Source organism: Pseudoalteromonas sp. MMG024 (assembly GCF_021654175.1).
In the GTDB taxonomy this organism is placed as follows: Bacteria; Pseudomonadota; Gammaproteobacteria; order Enterobacterales; family Alteromonadaceae; genus Pseudoalteromonas.
This window is the reverse complement of record NZ_JAKFZO010000021.1, coordinates 26,450-43,423: the sequence shown is the minus strand read 5'-3', so window position 1 is coordinate 43,423 and position 16,974 is coordinate 26,450. Positions and strand designations below refer to the sequence as shown.

Genomic DNA, 16,974 nt, shown 5'->3' with positions numbered 1-16,974 from the left:
TTGTTGATCGTATTATTGAATCGAACACAAAATGAGGTATTCAATGCGACGTTTAATCACATTATTTATTGTTATCGCTTTTTTGAGCGGGTGTAGTAATTCAAATTGGCGAACAGCTAGCCGAGAGCCTGCAGGTATCGCGCCTAATCCAATGCTAGTTAATGATGCGGTTATTGAATTTTATGGTGCTGATGCGTTTAGTTGGCGCGGCTGGTTTGCGGTGCATACTTGGGTCGCGATAAAGCCTGAAAATGCGAAAGAATACACCGTTTATGAAGTGGTAGGTTGGCGTGTCAAGCGTGGCTTACCAGCACTTAAAAAGTACACAACTCAAACACCAGATCGTTATTGGTACGGCGCAAAACCCGAGAAAATCCTATCCATCACCGGCGATAAAGCGAAAAAATTGATCCCAGAAATTATTGCTGCAACAGAGCGTTACCCATGGGCAAACGAATATACTTTGTTACCGGGCCCTAACAGCAATACGTTTCCTGCATGGCTAGGCTTACAAGTGGAAGAACTTGAACTCGACATGCCATTTAGTGCAATTGGCAGTGGTTACGCTGATACCGAAGTTGAAAAATAACTCGGTTACTATGTGTTGAGAATCAGCATTTGTAAGTTGCATGAGTTATCACGTCTATCCGAACGCAATTGCAAAAAAAGCCAATTTAATGATTCAATTGGCTTTTTAACGTTATTCATTAAATGTATTTACTACAAATAAACTACTGTGTAACACCTATAACTCGTTACTATCCTCAGATTATTTACGCCGTTGCTTGTACGCTTTTGCTTGTTAAAGGAATACGTTTGCCATTAAGTAAAACACCAATGTATGTGTTTCTAACAAGGAAATGATAGGTAATTAGCCCAATAATTATGGTGAGCGAGATAGACACTAAAAACTTTACCAAAGCCGGGATCGCAAGGTTGATAAGCGCAAACTGAATGTACAACAAAACTGGCACATGAATAAGGTAAAGCCAATACGACGCGTCAGACAAATAACGGCTTGTAGTGTTTTTAACATTTAACCATTTGTAACCTGCAATAAAACCTACCGCAGTTAAGCTTAAAATGGCTATGGTTTGCGTAATAACAGGCACAAATGCAATCATTTTGGGCGCTGAGTTACCCGTTTTGGCGGCGTTAATAACTTGCTCAATGGTGAATGCAGGCGGCAATACATAAAAATAGGCAACGGTAGATACGGTTGCTAACAATAACAGCCAGTGAAATTGCTTTGCGATTTGTGCGATTTTATCTTTATGTTCAAAAAGCCCGGCACCTACCAAAAATAGCAGACCATAAAAGCCGAATGACCAAAGCTCAGGGTATAGTTTATCTGGCGGTGGAAACGGCACCGCCACGTTAAGCATCGATATTGTGATTATTGTTGGCAATAAAACACACAAAAACAGCGGGTTCACAACCCACGAGAGTATTAAGTTATATGCCTTTTGACGTTTAGCAAGTAGCCAAAACAGCAGGCAAAACTGCATTAAATTCCACAAAAACCATAAATGACCTGTCGAAATTGGTAGGTCTTTTACTTGTTCAAATACCACATATACGGCGGGTGTGGTTTTTGCAAAGTCCAATCCCCACGTAATGGCGTGAAATATTAAACCAAATACGAGTGGAATAAAGATGAAAAAAGGCAGTAACACCCGTTTCAAGCGGTTTTTTATAAAATGACTATTACCACGTTTACTTATCAGTAATGCAGCGCAAAAACCAGCGATAACAAAGAACAACGGCATGCGAAATAAATGAGACCAATTAGCAAAGTAGTTAAATAACACATGATTAGTCGTGTCGGCGGTAAACCACACATTTCGAAAGTAAGGACCATACGCTAGCGCTGCATGAAAGGCGATACCGAGCAAGAGCGCGATACAACGCAGGTTATCTATATAATGAAAGCGGCTTTGAGTGTGCATTCGTTCTTCCTTTAAACGTTAGCCAGTGAATAAATAATTAAAACCGAGAATTACTCTCAATAAAGGTGCCGTTGTTATCGCCATTCATCTTTGAGTCTTTGGCTTATACAGTTGAGCGCTGCAAATAGCGAAGTTTAAAAAAATTTAGTTACTTTGCTCATTATCAGTTCGCTCAATGGGCAAAATACACGGTCATCCTTGCATGATGTATACGCGTTAATATTACCAATAAAAGCAATAAAATCTAGGTGTTAGATTAAGGTGAATATCACAATGCCGCCGCTTTTCAATACAACAAGCACGACAAGGGGCTAGCGCTTATTCAGGTGTTTGTTTCGGCGCTGGTTTAGTTAAAAATAAATAATTTCTTACAATATCAACCACGTAATTAAAACTAAGAGCATTTAAAGTAAAGAGCAATATTGGTGAGCACTAACTATTAGGAACATTTATGCGCGTTAGTCACAAGGTAAAATTCGGGTTAAGCTTTTTAGTTACGGTAATGATAAACCAAGTACATGCTAATCAGCAGCAACTGCTCGCATACGATGGCAAATACGGTGATAATTTTGCTTACGGCGTGGCGATTGATGGCAACACCATTTTAGTCGGCGCACATAAGGCTGATAGTAAAAACGTGCAAGATAGCGGTGCAGGATATCTTTATTCACTGAACTCTAATGGTTGGCAGTTTCAACAAAAGCTGATTGCAAGTCCTGCGTTTTCCAACGATACCATGGGTGGTAAGATTGCATTAAAAGGCAATATGGCGCTTTTGGGAGCAATTGGTCGAAGCGATAAAGCCAAAAATGCAGGCGCCGTAATAAGTTTCGAGCGCGCATCTAAAAACTGGCAGCAAACACAAGTGCTGAGTGCATTTGATGCAAAGCCTGGAGACTCGTTTGGGCAAAGTATTGCGCTTACAGAAAAAATATTAGTAATCGGCGCACCAAAAAGTGATGCCATCGCCAAAGATGCGGGTGCGGTTTACGTTTATCAACGAGTTAATAATGCATGGCAATATCAGGAAAAACTTACGGCAAGTGATGGTGCTGCGGGCGATCTGTTTGGTATTAGCCTTGCTATCGATGGTAATACAGTGCTCGTGGGTGCAGATCTAAATGATCAGCAAAATAACAATGCCGGCGCCGTTTATGTGTTTGAGTTAAATGGTGCGTCATGGCAGCAACAGACTAAATTAGTGGCATCTGATGGCGGCGATACCGATATTTTCGGTGTGCGTGTTGCGATATCAGGTGATACCGCGCTTATTTCTGCGCGTCGCGATGACATTGAGGGAGTTGGCAAAGACGCAGGCTCTGCGTATATTTTCGTTCGGAAAAGTGGCAACTGGCGCCAACATCAAAAATTACGCTCGCCCGATTTAAAAGCCGATGATAGATTTGGCCGAGGCGTTGCAATACAAGGTAACACCGCACTTGTTAGCGCAATGCACCATGACGACCGTGGTGAAAACGCCGGTGCAGTTTACGTTTTCAACAAAGTCGGCGATACATGGCAATATTCATCGAAAATAGTTGCCGAAAACGCCGCCCCTCACGACAAATTCGGCTGGAACATTGCAATGTCCGATAAGCATGCCGTTATTGCAACGCCTAATCGCGATGATAACGGTGAGCAATCGGGCGCTGCGTACGTTCACACATTGCAAACGACTAAACCGTAACGCTAATAAGTTAATTGAGTAGTGCTCAGGCCTTGGGAATAGGGCACTTTTTTAGTGTAAATTTAGCTTAGTTAATGCCACCGCATTTAAATTAACGTAAAATAAGCCATAATATTTGTTTATAGGTGCAGATTTGTCGCACTTTATAAATACACCCATATATTTTGTAGGTAAAGCACTGCAGAATATTTCTGTCTGAAGGCAATCATGAAAAAAACATTTGAATTAACGCACCCAAAAATTAAGTTAGCAAGACGTGTTGACGCGGTTAAACATGAAATCAAAAAATACATTAAGCGCGAGCGTAATAAAAAGCTACCAACTGGCGCGGATTATTGGGATTTTGATTGTCAATTTGGCAACACAGAAGCAGAAGCAAAGCCAATTCACTTATCGCAAATTAATAAGCTAATTGACCAAACGCAAGTTGAAAACTTAACGTCGTTCTACGTTGAGATTTTAGCAAAACCAGCTGCAAGACAATCTCGCATTGAACAAGATGACGATTTTGATCATGATGATGACTTTGATATGGATGACGAAGACTAAGTACTTCGGTTAAGCCACTTCGCTTGGTCGCTAAAACCACTAAGCTATTTATTCCAAAAAACCGAAGCACAATGCTTCGGTTTTTTTGTTGTGTTGAGGGGCGATTGAGCATTAAATAAACTGGAGCTAATAATTAGAACGCTTTAATTTATTTGATAGTCACAAAGCGCTGGGCATAATTGTTAGTTGCATTTTGTTAGGTTTCTCTTTGCTAAAATGTAAGAGAGCCAAGTAAATAGTAAAATGCCCAGCATATCAGCGGCGTAATCAAATATATCGAACGTTCTTGTTGGTAAAAAATGCTGACTTAATTCTTCAAACGTTACAAATACAAAAACAATCGCCGAGCCGCAAAATATTTTGATTTTACCTAACTTGAACACCTTAAACTTAGTCGCAAGGTTAGCAAGTAACGTGAGCACGCCAAATAACCCAAGATGCCCGACTTTATCACCATATGGAATTAAGCGAACAAGCTCAAAGAAAATGCTGTGTTGCCCTGTATTGGCTAGGTAAATAATCCAGATAATAAATGCAAAGAACAAACTGGATAGGGTTATTGTTAATTTATACATAGGTTTTTTATTTTTGTATCTCTTTCGTAATTGTTTTGTTATATGTTTCTTTCGCGATTTTTGATGCTGAACGTATAAATTAAATAAACAACAATGTGAATGAATAAAACCGGTACTACTAATAAAAGATCTAATCTAATATTTGTTTTCGGAGTTAAGGACAACTCAGCTAAAAAAGCTAAAACAACAATTAAAATTAATGAAATATTAAGTTTATTTTGAAGCCTTTGTTTATATTCTACCCCCATACTTCTGCTTTTTAGAACCAACAGAATAGCCGAGCAAGGTATTAAGAGTTGGCTCACAAAGCAAAATAAATAAAGATACTTCCAAGGTTCATTTTCATAGGAAGCTTGACCTATGGATGCATTGCTAGCGATAAGAAAATATAAAGTAAGAACATACAAAAATGAATAAAATAAATATTTCAAATTAAACTCCTTCCATGAAAACGCCGTGCTTAACCGGCGCAGAGTAGCAGGCTAAAATTAGCGAAAAGGAGCGCAAGCCTGCTGTTTTGCGTACCTTGGTTGAAGCGTTTGTTAGCTTTCGTTTTGCTCTAAATTTTCACGACTAGAATATAGTAATGTAACAAAGAATAGTGAAATTAAATCTATCCCGACTCCAAACCCTAAGTCACTTCCATAAAGAATATTGTAGGAAGGATTAAAAATATTAGCTTTGAGAGCAATACCATCTTGAATAACTATCATTAAATAACCTAAGCCTGAATAGCTATAGTAAATAAAGCCTAAGTTGACGGTCAATAATTGTAAAATTTGATTTATTATAGATAAATTGAAGCCCAGCTTTTCTCGTTTGAAAAGATAATAACCTGCTACCCCGTTAAAAATAGCAATACAAAAAGGTGCTATATTTACCAAAGCTTGTTGTTCCGAATTAAAATTTATAAAACCCGCATAAATGAATGCAATGGCTGTAATTACCTGAAGCCAAGTTAGAATTTTCAGGCGGTTTTCAGCTTTTATGATAAAGCTTTCAGTCTGTTCTTTTTCGTAATTTTGAACTTCATCCTTTCTTGAATTTAATTCTTCAATTAGTTTTTTATAATTATCAGGATAAGCATCCTTATCAATTGATTCTAAACTCTCTTTTAATTCACTTATTGAATAGCTTGAATAGTTCACAATTACTCCTAGAAAGTTTACAGCTTATTAGTGCGCATTTTGATTTAAGGACGTTATCCATAACCTAAAACTCGCAGGCTAATAAAATTTTTATTTAATATTTTTAGTAGGTTATCAGTAGTCTTTGACGCGAGCAACGGGAAAATGGTTTGGTAAATATGTGCTATTACATAACCGCGCCTAAAATGGCGCGTTTTTGGCTAATGCTACGTAAACCTGCATTTTTGCAAAGGTGAAAAGCCAACGCTAATTTTTGATAGAGCAATTTAGCGATTAACTTATGCAGCTATCGGCGCTTACGTTTATTTGATTTCTTTTTACTTGATGTATCTGGCATAGGTTCAAAATTGCCATATTCATCGTCATCAAACTGATTCGCTTTGGACTTTTTACCTGCCGTTTTGCCTTTTTTAGGCTTGCTAAGGCCTTGCCCGCCCCACAATTGTTCGGCACGTTGAATACTTGGTATAAATCCGGCGACCACCTGTTGTTCAAATTTACGATTGATAAGGCGTTCAATAGCATTCAATTGTTTGCTTTCATCGCTGCTAAATAACGAAATAGACACGCCTTTTTTGCCAGCACGTCCGGTGCGGCCAATGCGATGCACATAATCTTCTGCCACATAAGGTAAATCGTAGTTAATTACGCAAGGTAGCTGGTTAATATCAATACCACGTGCGGCAATGTCGGTAGCAACAAGTACGTTTATATCGTTGTTTTTAAATGCCGCAAGCGCCTCAGTACGGGCGTGCTGTGTACGATTAGCGTGAATCGATTCTGCGCTTATCCCGGCTTCTTTTAATGTGGTTACGAGTGCATCGGCACCTTGTTTGGTGCGGCTAAACACCAATACTTGCTGCCAGTTATATTTTGACAATAAGTGAATTAACACATTACTTTTCTGATTTTTATCAACGTGATAAAGCGTTTGCTTAATGTTATCAACCGTTGTGTTGGCGGCTTCAACTTCAATCAATTGTGGCTCGTGTAACATGGTATTTGCGAGCGTTCTAATCTGATCAGTAAAGGTTGCTGAAAACATTAACGTTTGGCGTTTATTCGGCAATAACTCGCTGATTTTTTTTATGTCATCAATAAAGCCTAAATCCAACATGCGATCAGCTTCATCGAGCACTAGGGTGTGTAACTGGTCAAAACAAACGGCGTTTTGTTGGTGTAAATCGCGCAAGCGCCCGGGCGTTGCGATTAACACATCAACACCTTGCTCAAGTGCGGCTATTTGTGGCTCAATTCGCACACCACCGAACACCGCTAATGAACTTACATTTAAGTGTGCGCTGTAATTGCTCACACTGGTGGCCACTTGTGCAGCAAGCTCGCGAGTTGGCGTAATTATTAACGCTTGTACATTCTTTTTCGTTGTTTTTTCGGTAATCAATTGCAATACCGGAAGAACAAATCCGGCCGTTTTTCCGGTACCTGTTTGGGCAATGGCTATTACATCTTGGCGTTTTAAAATAGTTGGAATTGCTTCACGTTGAATGGCAGAAGGCGCATCGTAACCTTGCTCTGCAATTGCGGTTAGAAGTGCGTTGTTAAGACCAAGGGTTTTAAAACTCATGTAATGTGTTCTCAAAAGAATGAATAAGAAAAGGGTGCATGTTAAGAAGCGAAGCAATAAGCACACTTCATCGCGAGCTGTATTCTATCACCTTTTGGCATTTTAGTAATTTTGAGAATGGAGTGTATAAATGAAATGCTCGCGCAATTGCTTAACTGCGCGAGAATAAATAGCCTGAGTGTTAAGCTTAACTTAGCAACATGTTTGCCGCCATGATAACCAATAGCACGGCAAAAATCTTTTTAATGGTGCTAACAGGCAAGTGATGGGTCGCTTTAGCGCCAAGCGGAGCGGTAAACCACGACGTACATACAATGCCAAAGAGTGCAGGCAAATACACAAAGCCGGCGAAACCTTGCGATAAACTAAGTTGTTCACTACCCGACACAATATAGCCAACCGAGCCAAACAGTGCGATTACAATGCCACACGCTGACGCGCAGCCAATCGCTTTTTTCATATTCACTGAAAAAAATGTCAGTAGCGGCACAAGCACGGCGCCACCACCTATACCAATCATTGCAGATAAGCCGCCAGTAAGTGTGGTAAGCACTGTAAGCAGCCCTTTATTGGGCAGCTTACGTGCTGTGTCATCAGTTTGTTTGTTACCAAACATCATTTTTATGGCAATAAATACAACGCTGATAACGAATACCAAACGTACGGCCTTTTCTGGTAGCAGTGCAGCCATAAAGCCGCTTAGTAACGCACCTAATGCAACGCCTGTCATAATCCAAGGCGCTATCTGCCAAGGCACATTGCCATTTTTATGATGGGCAATAGCAGAGGAGGTTGATGTAAACAAAATAGATGCAAGGGATGTGGCAACTGCGGTGATCACAATTTGTTCTTCTGGCAGCACGGCAAAGTGCAACAAAATCATACTTAAAATGGGCACAATCACTAAGCCGCCGCCAATTCCCAGTAAGCCTGCAAGAAAGCCAACGCCACTGCCTAATACTGCACAATAAACAAATAGTTCGATTAGTTCACTCATTCCATCGCCTCGTTTTTATAGTTGATTTGTTGTCGCTGGCGTTGGAGCAGAAACTTTTAGATTCGCTTATGCCTACAACAAAGGCGCAAAAGTATAGCAATATTATGTGTAATGACAGATAGATAAACCGCAGTTGCGCCGTGAGTAATATTCACATTCAACATGAAGTAAACTTAATTTGGCTATTTAGATGTCTAGGTATCTAGGCTTCTTTTTCTGGTGCATGCTTTTTCGTTGTAAAAAGTGTGAAGCGAAGTGCTAAGAAATGAATATGCTTCACGTTTTAAGTGAAAGAAAACCGTTTTTCTTCATGGTACTGAGCGCGTATAAATTACTCATCTTTTAACGTGAACTTATTTTCAGTCACCGCAAGTGAGCCGTAATACAGTTTTAAAACGGCAGAAAGTGAAATGGAAATACACAGAATTTACACATTGGACACACGTACACCATGAATAACGAATTTACTTTTACTGTTAAGCGTTTTCCGTTAGACGAAAACTATCACCCATCAAACAGCACGCGTATTACAACCAACTTTGCAAACTTGGCGCGAGGTGAAAACCGCCAACAGAACTTACGCAACGCATTAACTATGATTAATACAAGCTTTAATGCGCGTGCTAAATGGGATAACAAAAATGGCCAGCGTTACTCAGTTGAGCTAGACATTATTTCGGTCGATATGGAAATTGCCGGCAGTAGCGAGGCGTTTCCATCAATTGAAGTATTAAAAACCAATATTATTGATCATGAAACAAATCAGCGCTTTGAAGGCATTGTTGGCAATAACTTTTCTTCGTATGTGCGCGATTATGATTTTAGCGTGTTACTGCTTGAGCATAACAAAGACAAGTCATCGTTTAGTATTCCTGATAATTTTGGCGAATTACACGGTAAACTGTTTAAAAGCTTCATTAATTCAGAGGTGTACAAAAATAACTTTAACAAGCCGCCAGTTATTTGCTTAAGCGTTTCGGATAACAAAACTTATTTCCAAAGTGATAATCAGCACCCAGTGTTAGGCACCGAATATGCGCCAAATGAATCGTCATTAACGGAGCAGTATTTCAAAAAAATGGGCCTACAGGTACGTTACTTTATGCCGCCAAATAGCCAAGCGCCGTTAGCATTTTATTTTGTTGGCGACCTGCTAAATGATTACACCAATTTAGAACTAATCAGTACGATCAGCACAATGGAAACATTCCAAAAAATCTATCGTCCAGAAATTTATAACGCTAACGCAGCGGCAGGAAGTTGTTATCAACCGAGCTTAAAGAATCAAGATCACTCGTTAACGCAAATTGTGTACGACCGGGAAGAGCGCAGCCAACTGGCAATTAAACAAGGTAAATTTGCACAAACGCACTTTATTGAACCTTATCAATCGCTACTTGAAAAGTGGTCGGCAAACTTTGCTGCTTAAAAAAACGGGATTAGCATTAACTATGAAAACATTATTACCGACATCGACCGCGGGCAGTTTGCCAAAACCAAGCTGGCTTGCAGAGCCAGAAGTGCTGTGGTCACCATGGAAATTAAGCGGCGACGCGCTTGTTGATGGTAAACACGATGCACTAAAAGTATCGCTTCATGAACAGCAACAAGCTGGCGTAGATATCGTCAGCGATGGTGAGCAAACGCGTCAGCACTTTGTAACTACCTTTATTGAACACCTTGACGGTGTTGATTTTGAAAATCGCAAAACCGTGCGCATTCGTAACCGTTATGATGCAAGCGTACCAACGGTAGTGGGTCCTGTGGCAAGAAAAATCCCTGTGTTTGTTGAAGATGCAAAATTTTTACGCGCGCAAACCGACAAACCAATTAAGTGGGCACTGCCTGGCCCAATGACGATGATTGACACCTTGTATGACGATCATTATAAAAGCCGTGAAAAACTTGCGTGGGAATTTGCCAAAATTCTTAACCAAGAAGCAAAAGAGCTCGAAGCTGCGGGTGTTAATATTATTCAGTTTGACGAGCCAGCGTTTAACGTGTTTTTTGATGAAGTAAATGACTGGGGCATCGCGTGTTTAGAGCGCGCGATTGAAGGCTTAAAGTGCGAAACGGCAGTGCATATTTGCTACGGTTATGGCATTAAAGCAAATACAGATTGGAAGAAAACCTTAGGCTCAGAATGGCGCCAATACGAAGAGGTATTCCCTAAATTACAGCAATCGAATATTGATATCATCTCTCTTGAATGCCATAACTCGCGTGTGCCAATTGAGTTACTTGCACTTATTCGTGGCAAAAAGGTTATGGTAGGGGCTATTGATGTAGCAACCGATGATATTGAAACGCCAGAAGAAGTTGCCAATACGTTGCGCGAAGCGCTGAAATACGTGGATGCAGATAAGCTTTATCCATCAACTAACTGCGGCTTAGCGCCATTATCGCGTAAGGTTGCACGAGCAAAACTTAATGCCCTTGCCCAAGGCGCAGCGATAGTGCGCAAAGAGCTAAACGCTTAGTAGGTTGACCGCTACATAAGCAAAAGAAAAGCGTACGGTTATTACTGTACGCTTTTTTATCGTTAGCCTGCTTGTTGACGCTGTTTTTTATATTCCGATGCGGTTTTTCCCATAATTTCTTTGAATGCTTTGCTGAAGGTAACACGGTTTGCAAAGCCTGATTCAAACGCAATTCGTTCCAAAGGCCAATGAACACTTGGGTTATCAATAAGCGAAATAGCGTGTTGAATACGGTATCCATTAATAAGACGATAAAAGTTTGTTTGCATGCTTTGGTTGATCACTTGTGACAGGGTATGCGCTTTTATATCGGTTTCGTGTGCGAGTGTGGTTAAAGTGAGTTTGTCATTTAAATACAGTTGTTTCGCCTTAATTTGTTGTTCTAAGTGCTTGGCAACTTGATTACTTTGCTGCTCACTTAAGGCGGAGTGAAAGTACTTGATATTGCTGCTGTCATCTTTATTCTCCGAATAATTTTGCTGTATTAAAGCATGCTCTTCTTTGCTCATAAGCAAATCAGTTTTTTGCAGTGCGACATAACCGATTGCTAAAATGATCAGAGCAATAAATAGCAGCCAAATATCACTTACCAATGCAAGTGTACCAATTTCGAAAAATTGCTGACCAATAAAGAGACCTACCCACACGAGTTCTAGCAAAAAGAGTGATACCACTAAAAACGTAAGCTGTTTTAATACCGCTTTACTGTTATCTGCACGTAAGGCGTTACATGCTTTTTCGAATTTTTTAATATGCTGCCAACTCAAAAATAAATAGATGCTTAAATGTGTTTTGATTGCTAGAAACAATAGAACAAACTTGAGCGGAATTACGCGGGCTTCGGTTTGTGACAAAACAAATTGCCACATGGTGACTTTAGCATCGAGCGATTGAAACACCGATGGTGCGTTATAACACCATAATGAAATTGCAGGAATAAAATGAAGTAAAAGTTGATATGTTTTTGGTTTCTCTTCGCCTACCACTAAGCTGACATAGATAAACACCAACGGACCAATGAGCAATACTTCGCCAGGAAGCAAATCCATAAAATGGGCTAAATGTGGGTATAACCCAAGGTAAAGTGCACCTGCTTCAAATAGTTTGTAGCTGATTATTAAACATACCAAGGCAAGCCATTTTGCGGTAGTAATATTAGTTAGTTTAGTTTTTCGCCATAAGCTAATCGCCAGCATTAATGCGTGGCTAAAAGCGATAAAGTAAATAACACCTAAAACTGTTTGTGGCATACTTTTTCCAAATCTTGAGGTTATGCTTCTCAGCTTAACTATAAATTTTTTGACAGAGTAAAGTTCAAGCTATTCTTACAGCTTTTTAAATCGTTTACATGCTTAAATTGCCAACGTGTTTAACCTAGAAGTGGTTGAAAAGAGGTAAAAACGCTATCTATTTTAAGTTTGCGTAGAAAAAAGCACAGAAATTATAAGCGTTTTAATGATTTAAAAATCAGTGGTTTACAGCCTAAACTGTTAACCTCAAGCTAGTTTTACACATGTTTTTTCATAATAAGTAAGCTTATTTATCGAATTAAGTTGTTAAGGATAAATAATGTTTTCTTGGAATAAAAAACAAATGCTTTTCTTAAGTGCCATCATGGTGTTGGTACACATTTTATCTGTGCCATTAATGGCACAAGCTGCACCTAAAAGTGCGTCTAGCCAAAAGTATTTTCGCCATATTATGTTTCGTGAATCGCCTTATGCGCCTTATCGTGGCATTCACACAATTTCTGAAAAAGCATCTCAAAATAACGCGCATTACCAATTTAGTTATGATGAAAATGGACGTATTAGCGAGATACGATACCAAATGAATAACCAACTGATTAATGGCAATGAAGTGTGGGATTCGTTTATTTGGTTTTCGCCAAAAGTGGCTATTAGCTATCATAAAGATAAAGAAATACACACTTATTATGATGCGCAAAATAAACAAATCTCTGCGCATGGCAAGGTATATCGTGCCGTGTATGCTTTAAATAAAAAGGGGAAGCGTGTTGGCTTGAGTTTTTTTGATGAACATGCGAAACCAGTTGAAAGTGCGTGGCATATTCACCGCTATGAGTGGCGACATGAAAATGGCAAAGTATATGAGAAACGCTTTAATTTAAATAATGAACAGCAGCCACTTCGACCTGAATTTACGTTTTATGAGGTTGAGCTCACATACGACCATGACAACAAACTGAGTTTTGTAAAAAACTTAGGGTTGGATGGAGAGCCGACAAATAATGACAGTGGTGCAGGCATTGATCGTATTATTTATGATCAACATGGCAACTTTACGCGCTGGCAAGTTTACGATAAGGACGGTAATCCAGTAGAAGGCAATCGACCTATGGTGCATATGGGCGAACATCTTTACGATGAATTTGGCAATAAAGTAGGGCTTAGAGGGTATGACAAGTTTGGTCAGCGTAAAGCGTTTAGCTGGGGCGCGTTTGAACACAAAAGCACTTATTACACAAATGGTAACCAAAAGAGCCATAAAATTTTTGATGAAAATGCCCGTTTAAGTCGTTACTTAGTAATCGAGTATAACCAAACTAACTCACATATTTTATGGTTGAAGTCGCTGGATGAAAAGGAGCAATTGTCACCTAGCCCAATGTTAGGCGGCGCGGCAGCATTAAAGTTCGACTATCAAGCCGATGGCAGTGCAAAACGCACTTTGTTTAATCGTGATTTAACAAAGTACACACCAAAACAAACAGAGTCGGCTGAATAACCATGTTGTTACGTTATTCTTTACTAATTTGCCTTTGGTTGCAAAGTGCCTCTGAGCTTCATGCTAGTGAGCATAATTTTAATCAACATTATCAAGCGTTGGTTGATGACGTAATAAACAAGCCATATTTGCAACCGCAACTTGATTTCTCTAATGCGATAGAAAGATTAAAAAAACAACCCCAAATTGCAGACAATACCTTAAGCGAATGGCAGGCGAAATTACAAAAGTTAACGCCACACACCACTTGCCAGCAAATTGCATTTCAGAATTTAGAAAATCACCTGCGACGCATTAAAGTGCGTGAATCGTTAAAGAGAAAATTGTCTAAAAAGAGCCAATACTCGGGCGATTTTAGTGCATTACCAAACGGTAGGTTATGGTATTTACACTGGCTTGAAACCTGGCTAATGGATGATGTAACACCCTCTGAATTACAAGAAATCGCATTTAATGAGCTTCACGTTGCGTTTGCGCAGTATCAAAAGATTAGCGCTCAAGCGCGTGCAAGTACAGCTGAAGCAATTCCTGCAGCTGAACACCAAAAAATTGTCGCGGCGTTTATAACTAGAGAACAGAAAGTGAAAGCAAATTTGCAGACAATGCTAAATTTACCTGAGTTTGAAGCGCCTTTAACTATTGCATCTTCAGGGTTGCCAGAGAGTTTTCCTGCGCCTGGTATTTATGATAATCGAACCCAACGTTTTCTTTATCATCCCCAAAATGGCGAAATGCACTTATCGCATTTTGATTGGCTTTATTTACACGAGGGGATCCCTGGCCACCATCTTCAGTTTAACGTGGTGGGTACTGAGAGCTTATGTCCAACTAGTGCAATTGTGCCTATCCCATTTGTCAGTAGTGAGGGGTGGGCGGCCTATGTTGAAACACTCGGAAAAGAAATGGGGCTTTATGAAATGCCTTCATCTGAGGCGTATGCGTTAAAGTGGCGTGTATTACGCGCGCTTAGAGTGTTAATTGATATCGGCATTCATTACGAAGGCTGGCTGGATGAAAAAGCCAGAGTGCTTTGGCAAACATATCTGCCAGAGCACCCGGAAATCATGGTTCGTGAAATTAATCGTATTAAAAACTGGCCGGCACAAGTTATTACGTATGTGTATGGCAAATATCGAATTGACAAGGCGATTGAACCATATAGAAATAATCGAGCCAGAGCGCTTAATCGAGTATTGCGCTTGAGTAATCAACCGCCATTGGCATTAGAACACTTAGCAGATTTTATGCCGCTTGATAATAATAAATAACAAGGAAACATCATGACATTAATAAAAACGAACTTACTAGCATTAAGTTGTCTGACTTTGTTTATGCTAACAAGCCCAAGTAGTGCAGCGGATGTAAAACAAGAGTCTCAAAACACCTTACCTAGAGCCACATTACTTGGCGTAATGCCAAATAGTAATCATCAAAACCAAGGGGTGATGTTGGCACATGTGGCACCTAATAGTACCGCATCTACATTGGGGTTAACGGTTGGCGATGTGATAACACAAGTCAACGGTACGCAAATTAATGACTTTAATCAGCTCTTATCAGCAGTGCGGCCACTTAAATCAGGAGATGACATTCGTATCTCGTTAGTGCGTGATAAAAAGGTACAAACTGTGTCGAATAAAATGCAGCCTCGGCCATACGAAACAAGCGATTTTGCTGAGGTTGAATACAGTAAGGTGAGCTATCAGGGAAATATACTTCGCAGTATTGCGCATATTCCAAATGGCTTAAAAGCCAATGAAAAAGCGCCTGCTATTTTCTTTATTCAGGGGTATACCTGCGATTCTATAGATTATGGCATGATCCCTAATGTCACTACGCGACAAATGATCGACCAATTTACGAATGCAGGTTATGTAGTCTATCGTGTAGAAAAACCCGGACTAGGCGACAGCATCTCAGACAAAGCATGCCGAGATATTGATTTTACAACAGAATCAAACGCATTTTTGCATGGTTTAACGGCGCTTAAAACACACAAAAATGTTGATCCAAACAAGGTGTTTTTATGGGGACATTCGCTCGGTGTGCTCCATGCCCCTGTGATCGCAAAGCAATCTCCAGTGAAGGGCATAATAGGATATGGTGGTGTAGCCAAAGGTTGGTACCAATATATGCTAGATATTTATCAAAAACAGTCAGTGAAACATTTTGATGTTAGTAAAGCGCAAGCATTGGAGAATACACAGCTGGTCACACCATTTTTAGATATGTGGCTAAATACCGACACTCCATGGCAGCGCATCGTGAGTGATGAACGTGTTCAAAAAGCAATTGCAGCAAATTTGGTTGATATAAATGGTGAGTTATCGGTAAATCGTCATTACAGTTTTTTCAGAGATTTGAATCGCTATAATTTTAGCGCTTTGTGGCAAGAGCTAAATACGCCTGTGTTGATGATGCATGGCAGTTTAGATATTCAAGCGATTGAGCCATCGTGGGCATTTGATATCGCAAAATTATCGGGCAGGCCACAAAGCAAAGGGCTTGTAATCGAAAATGCTGAACATGCATTTATGCGCTTTGACAGTAAACAAGCTTATATGCGTGCGCGTCAATCTCGTCAATATAATCCAACAGAACCAAATGAATTATTTGATGCACGCATAGGGGAGCACACTATTCATTGGCTTGCACAGTTCAAGTAAGGTTCGCAAATGTTGTTACAAATGTATTTTTAAGGAATAGGCTGAAAGCTTGCACGAGCAAAGCTTAATGCCCTTGCCCAAGGTGCAGCGATAGTGGGTGCAGAAGTGCAAGCTTAAGCAATATTCCCTAATAACCTTAAAAACAAAGGCGTACACATATGTTGTACGCCTTTTGTTTTAAAGTGAAATAGCTACTTTTTTGTGTGGCTGTTTACACTTGCATAAATAAGTAATGGGAGGTGTGTTTTAACACATAAAAAGTAAGCCCACGCAATAAGGATAATTTGTAATGGCGCACGAATAGGTAAATAATTTGGTCCCCATTGGTGACCACTTAAGCCAATGCTGTTAATAGCCGCATAAATATTTGCAGGGGAAAACACAATAAAAATAACAATTGCGAGTTTTGCCGCCAGCTCACGGTATTTTGTAGTAAAAAGTGCAATGCCAACAGCAAATTCTAATAGTCCCGTGGCATAAATTAATTGTAAACGTAGAGGAACTCAAGGCGGCAGCATTTGAACCATACCGTGTGTTTTTGCAATATGGCCAATTGCGAAGAAAATGAAAGTTATGCCCAACCCAATAGA

At 39.8% G+C, this 16,974-nt stretch carries 15 protein-coding genes; 8 read left to right on the top strand and 7 right to left on the bottom strand.

What is annotated here, in order from left to right:
* Positions 1–43: 43 nt before the first annotated feature.
* Positions 44–589 carry a DUF3750 domain-containing protein gene (locus L1068_RS17560; protein ID WP_100915586.1) on the top strand — a complete coding sequence of 182 codons (546 nt, stop codon included), beginning with the start codon at positions 44–46 and terminating at the stop codon, positions 587–589.
* 184 nt (positions 590–773) lie between these two features.
* Here the strand turns inward: L1068_RS17560 and L1068_RS17555 are convergent, their stop codons facing one another.
* The gene (locus tag L1068_RS17555) at positions 774–1,949 is read right to left on the bottom strand and encodes an acyltransferase family protein (protein ID WP_237131279.1); all 1,176 of its coding nucleotides are present in this window, start codon (positions 1,947–1,949) and stop codon (positions 774–776) included.
* A gap of 451 nt (positions 1,950–2,400) precedes the next feature.
* Between L1068_RS17555 and L1068_RS17550 the strand changes: the two genes are divergently transcribed.
* Both L1068_RS17550 and L1068_RS17545 read left to right on the top strand, forming a co-directional pair.
* On the top strand, positions 2,401–3,636 hold the full coding sequence (locus tag L1068_RS17550; protein ID WP_237131278.1) for an FG-GAP repeat protein: 1,236 nt from the start codon (positions 2,401–2,403) through the stop codon (positions 3,634–3,636).
* Positions 3,637–3,843: 207 nt separating this feature from the next.
* Positions 3,844–4,185: a DUF6172 family protein gene (locus tag L1068_RS17545; protein ID WP_237131277.1), complete on the top strand. Its 342-nt coding sequence runs from the start codon at positions 3,844–3,846 to the stop codon at positions 4,183–4,185.
* Positions 4,186–4,367: 182 nt separating this feature from the next.
* Here the strand turns inward: L1068_RS17545 and L1068_RS17540 are convergent, their stop codons facing one another.
* From L1068_RS17540 to L1068_RS17520, 5 genes are all read right to left on the bottom strand, one after another.
* Positions 4,368–4,760 carry a VanZ family protein gene (locus L1068_RS17540; protein ID WP_237131276.1) on the bottom strand — a complete coding sequence of 131 codons (393 nt, stop codon included), beginning with the start codon at positions 4,758–4,760 and terminating at the stop codon, positions 4,368–4,370.
* A 38-nt stretch (positions 4,761–4,798) separates the two neighbouring features.
* The gene (locus tag L1068_RS17535) at positions 4,799–5,191 is read right to left on the bottom strand and encodes a hypothetical protein (protein ID WP_237131275.1); all 393 of its coding nucleotides are present in this window, start codon (positions 5,189–5,191) and stop codon (positions 4,799–4,801) included.
* 111 nt (positions 5,192–5,302) lie between these two features.
* Positions 5,303–5,908: a hypothetical protein gene (locus L1068_RS17530; RefSeq protein WP_237131274.1), complete on the bottom strand. Its 606-nt coding sequence runs from the start codon at positions 5,906–5,908 to the stop codon at positions 5,303–5,305.
* A gap of 286 nt (positions 5,909–6,194) precedes the next feature.
* A complete protein-coding gene (locus L1068_RS17525; protein WP_237131273.1) occupies positions 6,195–7,493 on the bottom strand; it encodes a DEAD/DEAH box helicase in 1,299 nt (432 codons plus the stop codon).
* 187 nt (positions 7,494–7,680) lie between these two features.
* The gene (locus tag L1068_RS17520) at positions 7,681–8,490 is read right to left on the bottom strand and encodes a sulfite exporter TauE/SafE family protein (protein WP_237131272.1); all 810 of its coding nucleotides are present in this window, start codon (positions 8,488–8,490) and stop codon (positions 7,681–7,683) included.
* Positions 8,491–8,941: 451 nt separating this feature from the next.
* On the opposite strand from L1068_RS17520, the gene L1068_RS17515 reads away from it, so the two are divergent.
* Entirely contained in the window at positions 8,942–9,919 is a 978-nt protein-coding gene (locus tag L1068_RS17515) for a DUF1852 domain-containing protein (RefSeq protein WP_237131271.1), read from the top strand.
* 22 nt (positions 9,920–9,941) lie between these two features.
* Positions 9,942–10,970: a methionine synthase gene (locus tag L1068_RS17510; RefSeq protein ID WP_237131270.1), complete on the top strand. Its 1,029-nt coding sequence runs from the start codon at positions 9,942–9,944 to the stop codon at positions 10,968–10,970.
* A 62-nt stretch (positions 10,971–11,032) separates the two neighbouring features.
* Here L1068_RS17510 and L1068_RS17505 read toward each other — a convergent pair whose 3' ends face one another.
* The gene (locus tag L1068_RS17505; protein WP_237131269.1) at positions 11,033–12,220 is read right to left on the bottom strand and encodes a helix-turn-helix domain-containing protein; all 1,188 of its coding nucleotides are present in this window, start codon (positions 12,218–12,220) and stop codon (positions 11,033–11,035) included.
* Positions 12,221–12,539: 319 nt separating this feature from the next.
* On the opposite strand from L1068_RS17505, the gene L1068_RS17500 reads away from it, so the two are divergent.
* The 3 genes from L1068_RS17500 to L1068_RS17490 are packed head-to-tail and all read left to right on the top strand — an operon-like array spanning position 12,540 to position 16,384.
* Positions 12,540–13,718 carry a hypothetical protein gene (locus L1068_RS17500; RefSeq protein WP_237131268.1) on the top strand — a complete coding sequence of 393 codons (1,179 nt, stop codon included), beginning with the start codon at positions 12,540–12,542 and terminating at the stop codon, positions 13,716–13,718.
* 2 nt (positions 13,719–13,720) lie between these two features.
* On the top strand, positions 13,721–14,986 hold the full coding sequence (locus tag L1068_RS17495) for a DUF885 family protein (RefSeq protein WP_237131267.1): 1,266 nt from the start codon (positions 13,721–13,723) through the stop codon (positions 14,984–14,986).
* Positions 14,987–14,998: 12 nt separating this feature from the next.
* Entirely contained in the window at positions 14,999–16,384 is a 1,386-nt protein-coding gene (locus L1068_RS17490; protein ID WP_237131266.1) for a PDZ domain-containing protein, read from the top strand.
* Positions 16,385–16,974 lie beyond the last annotated feature (590 nt).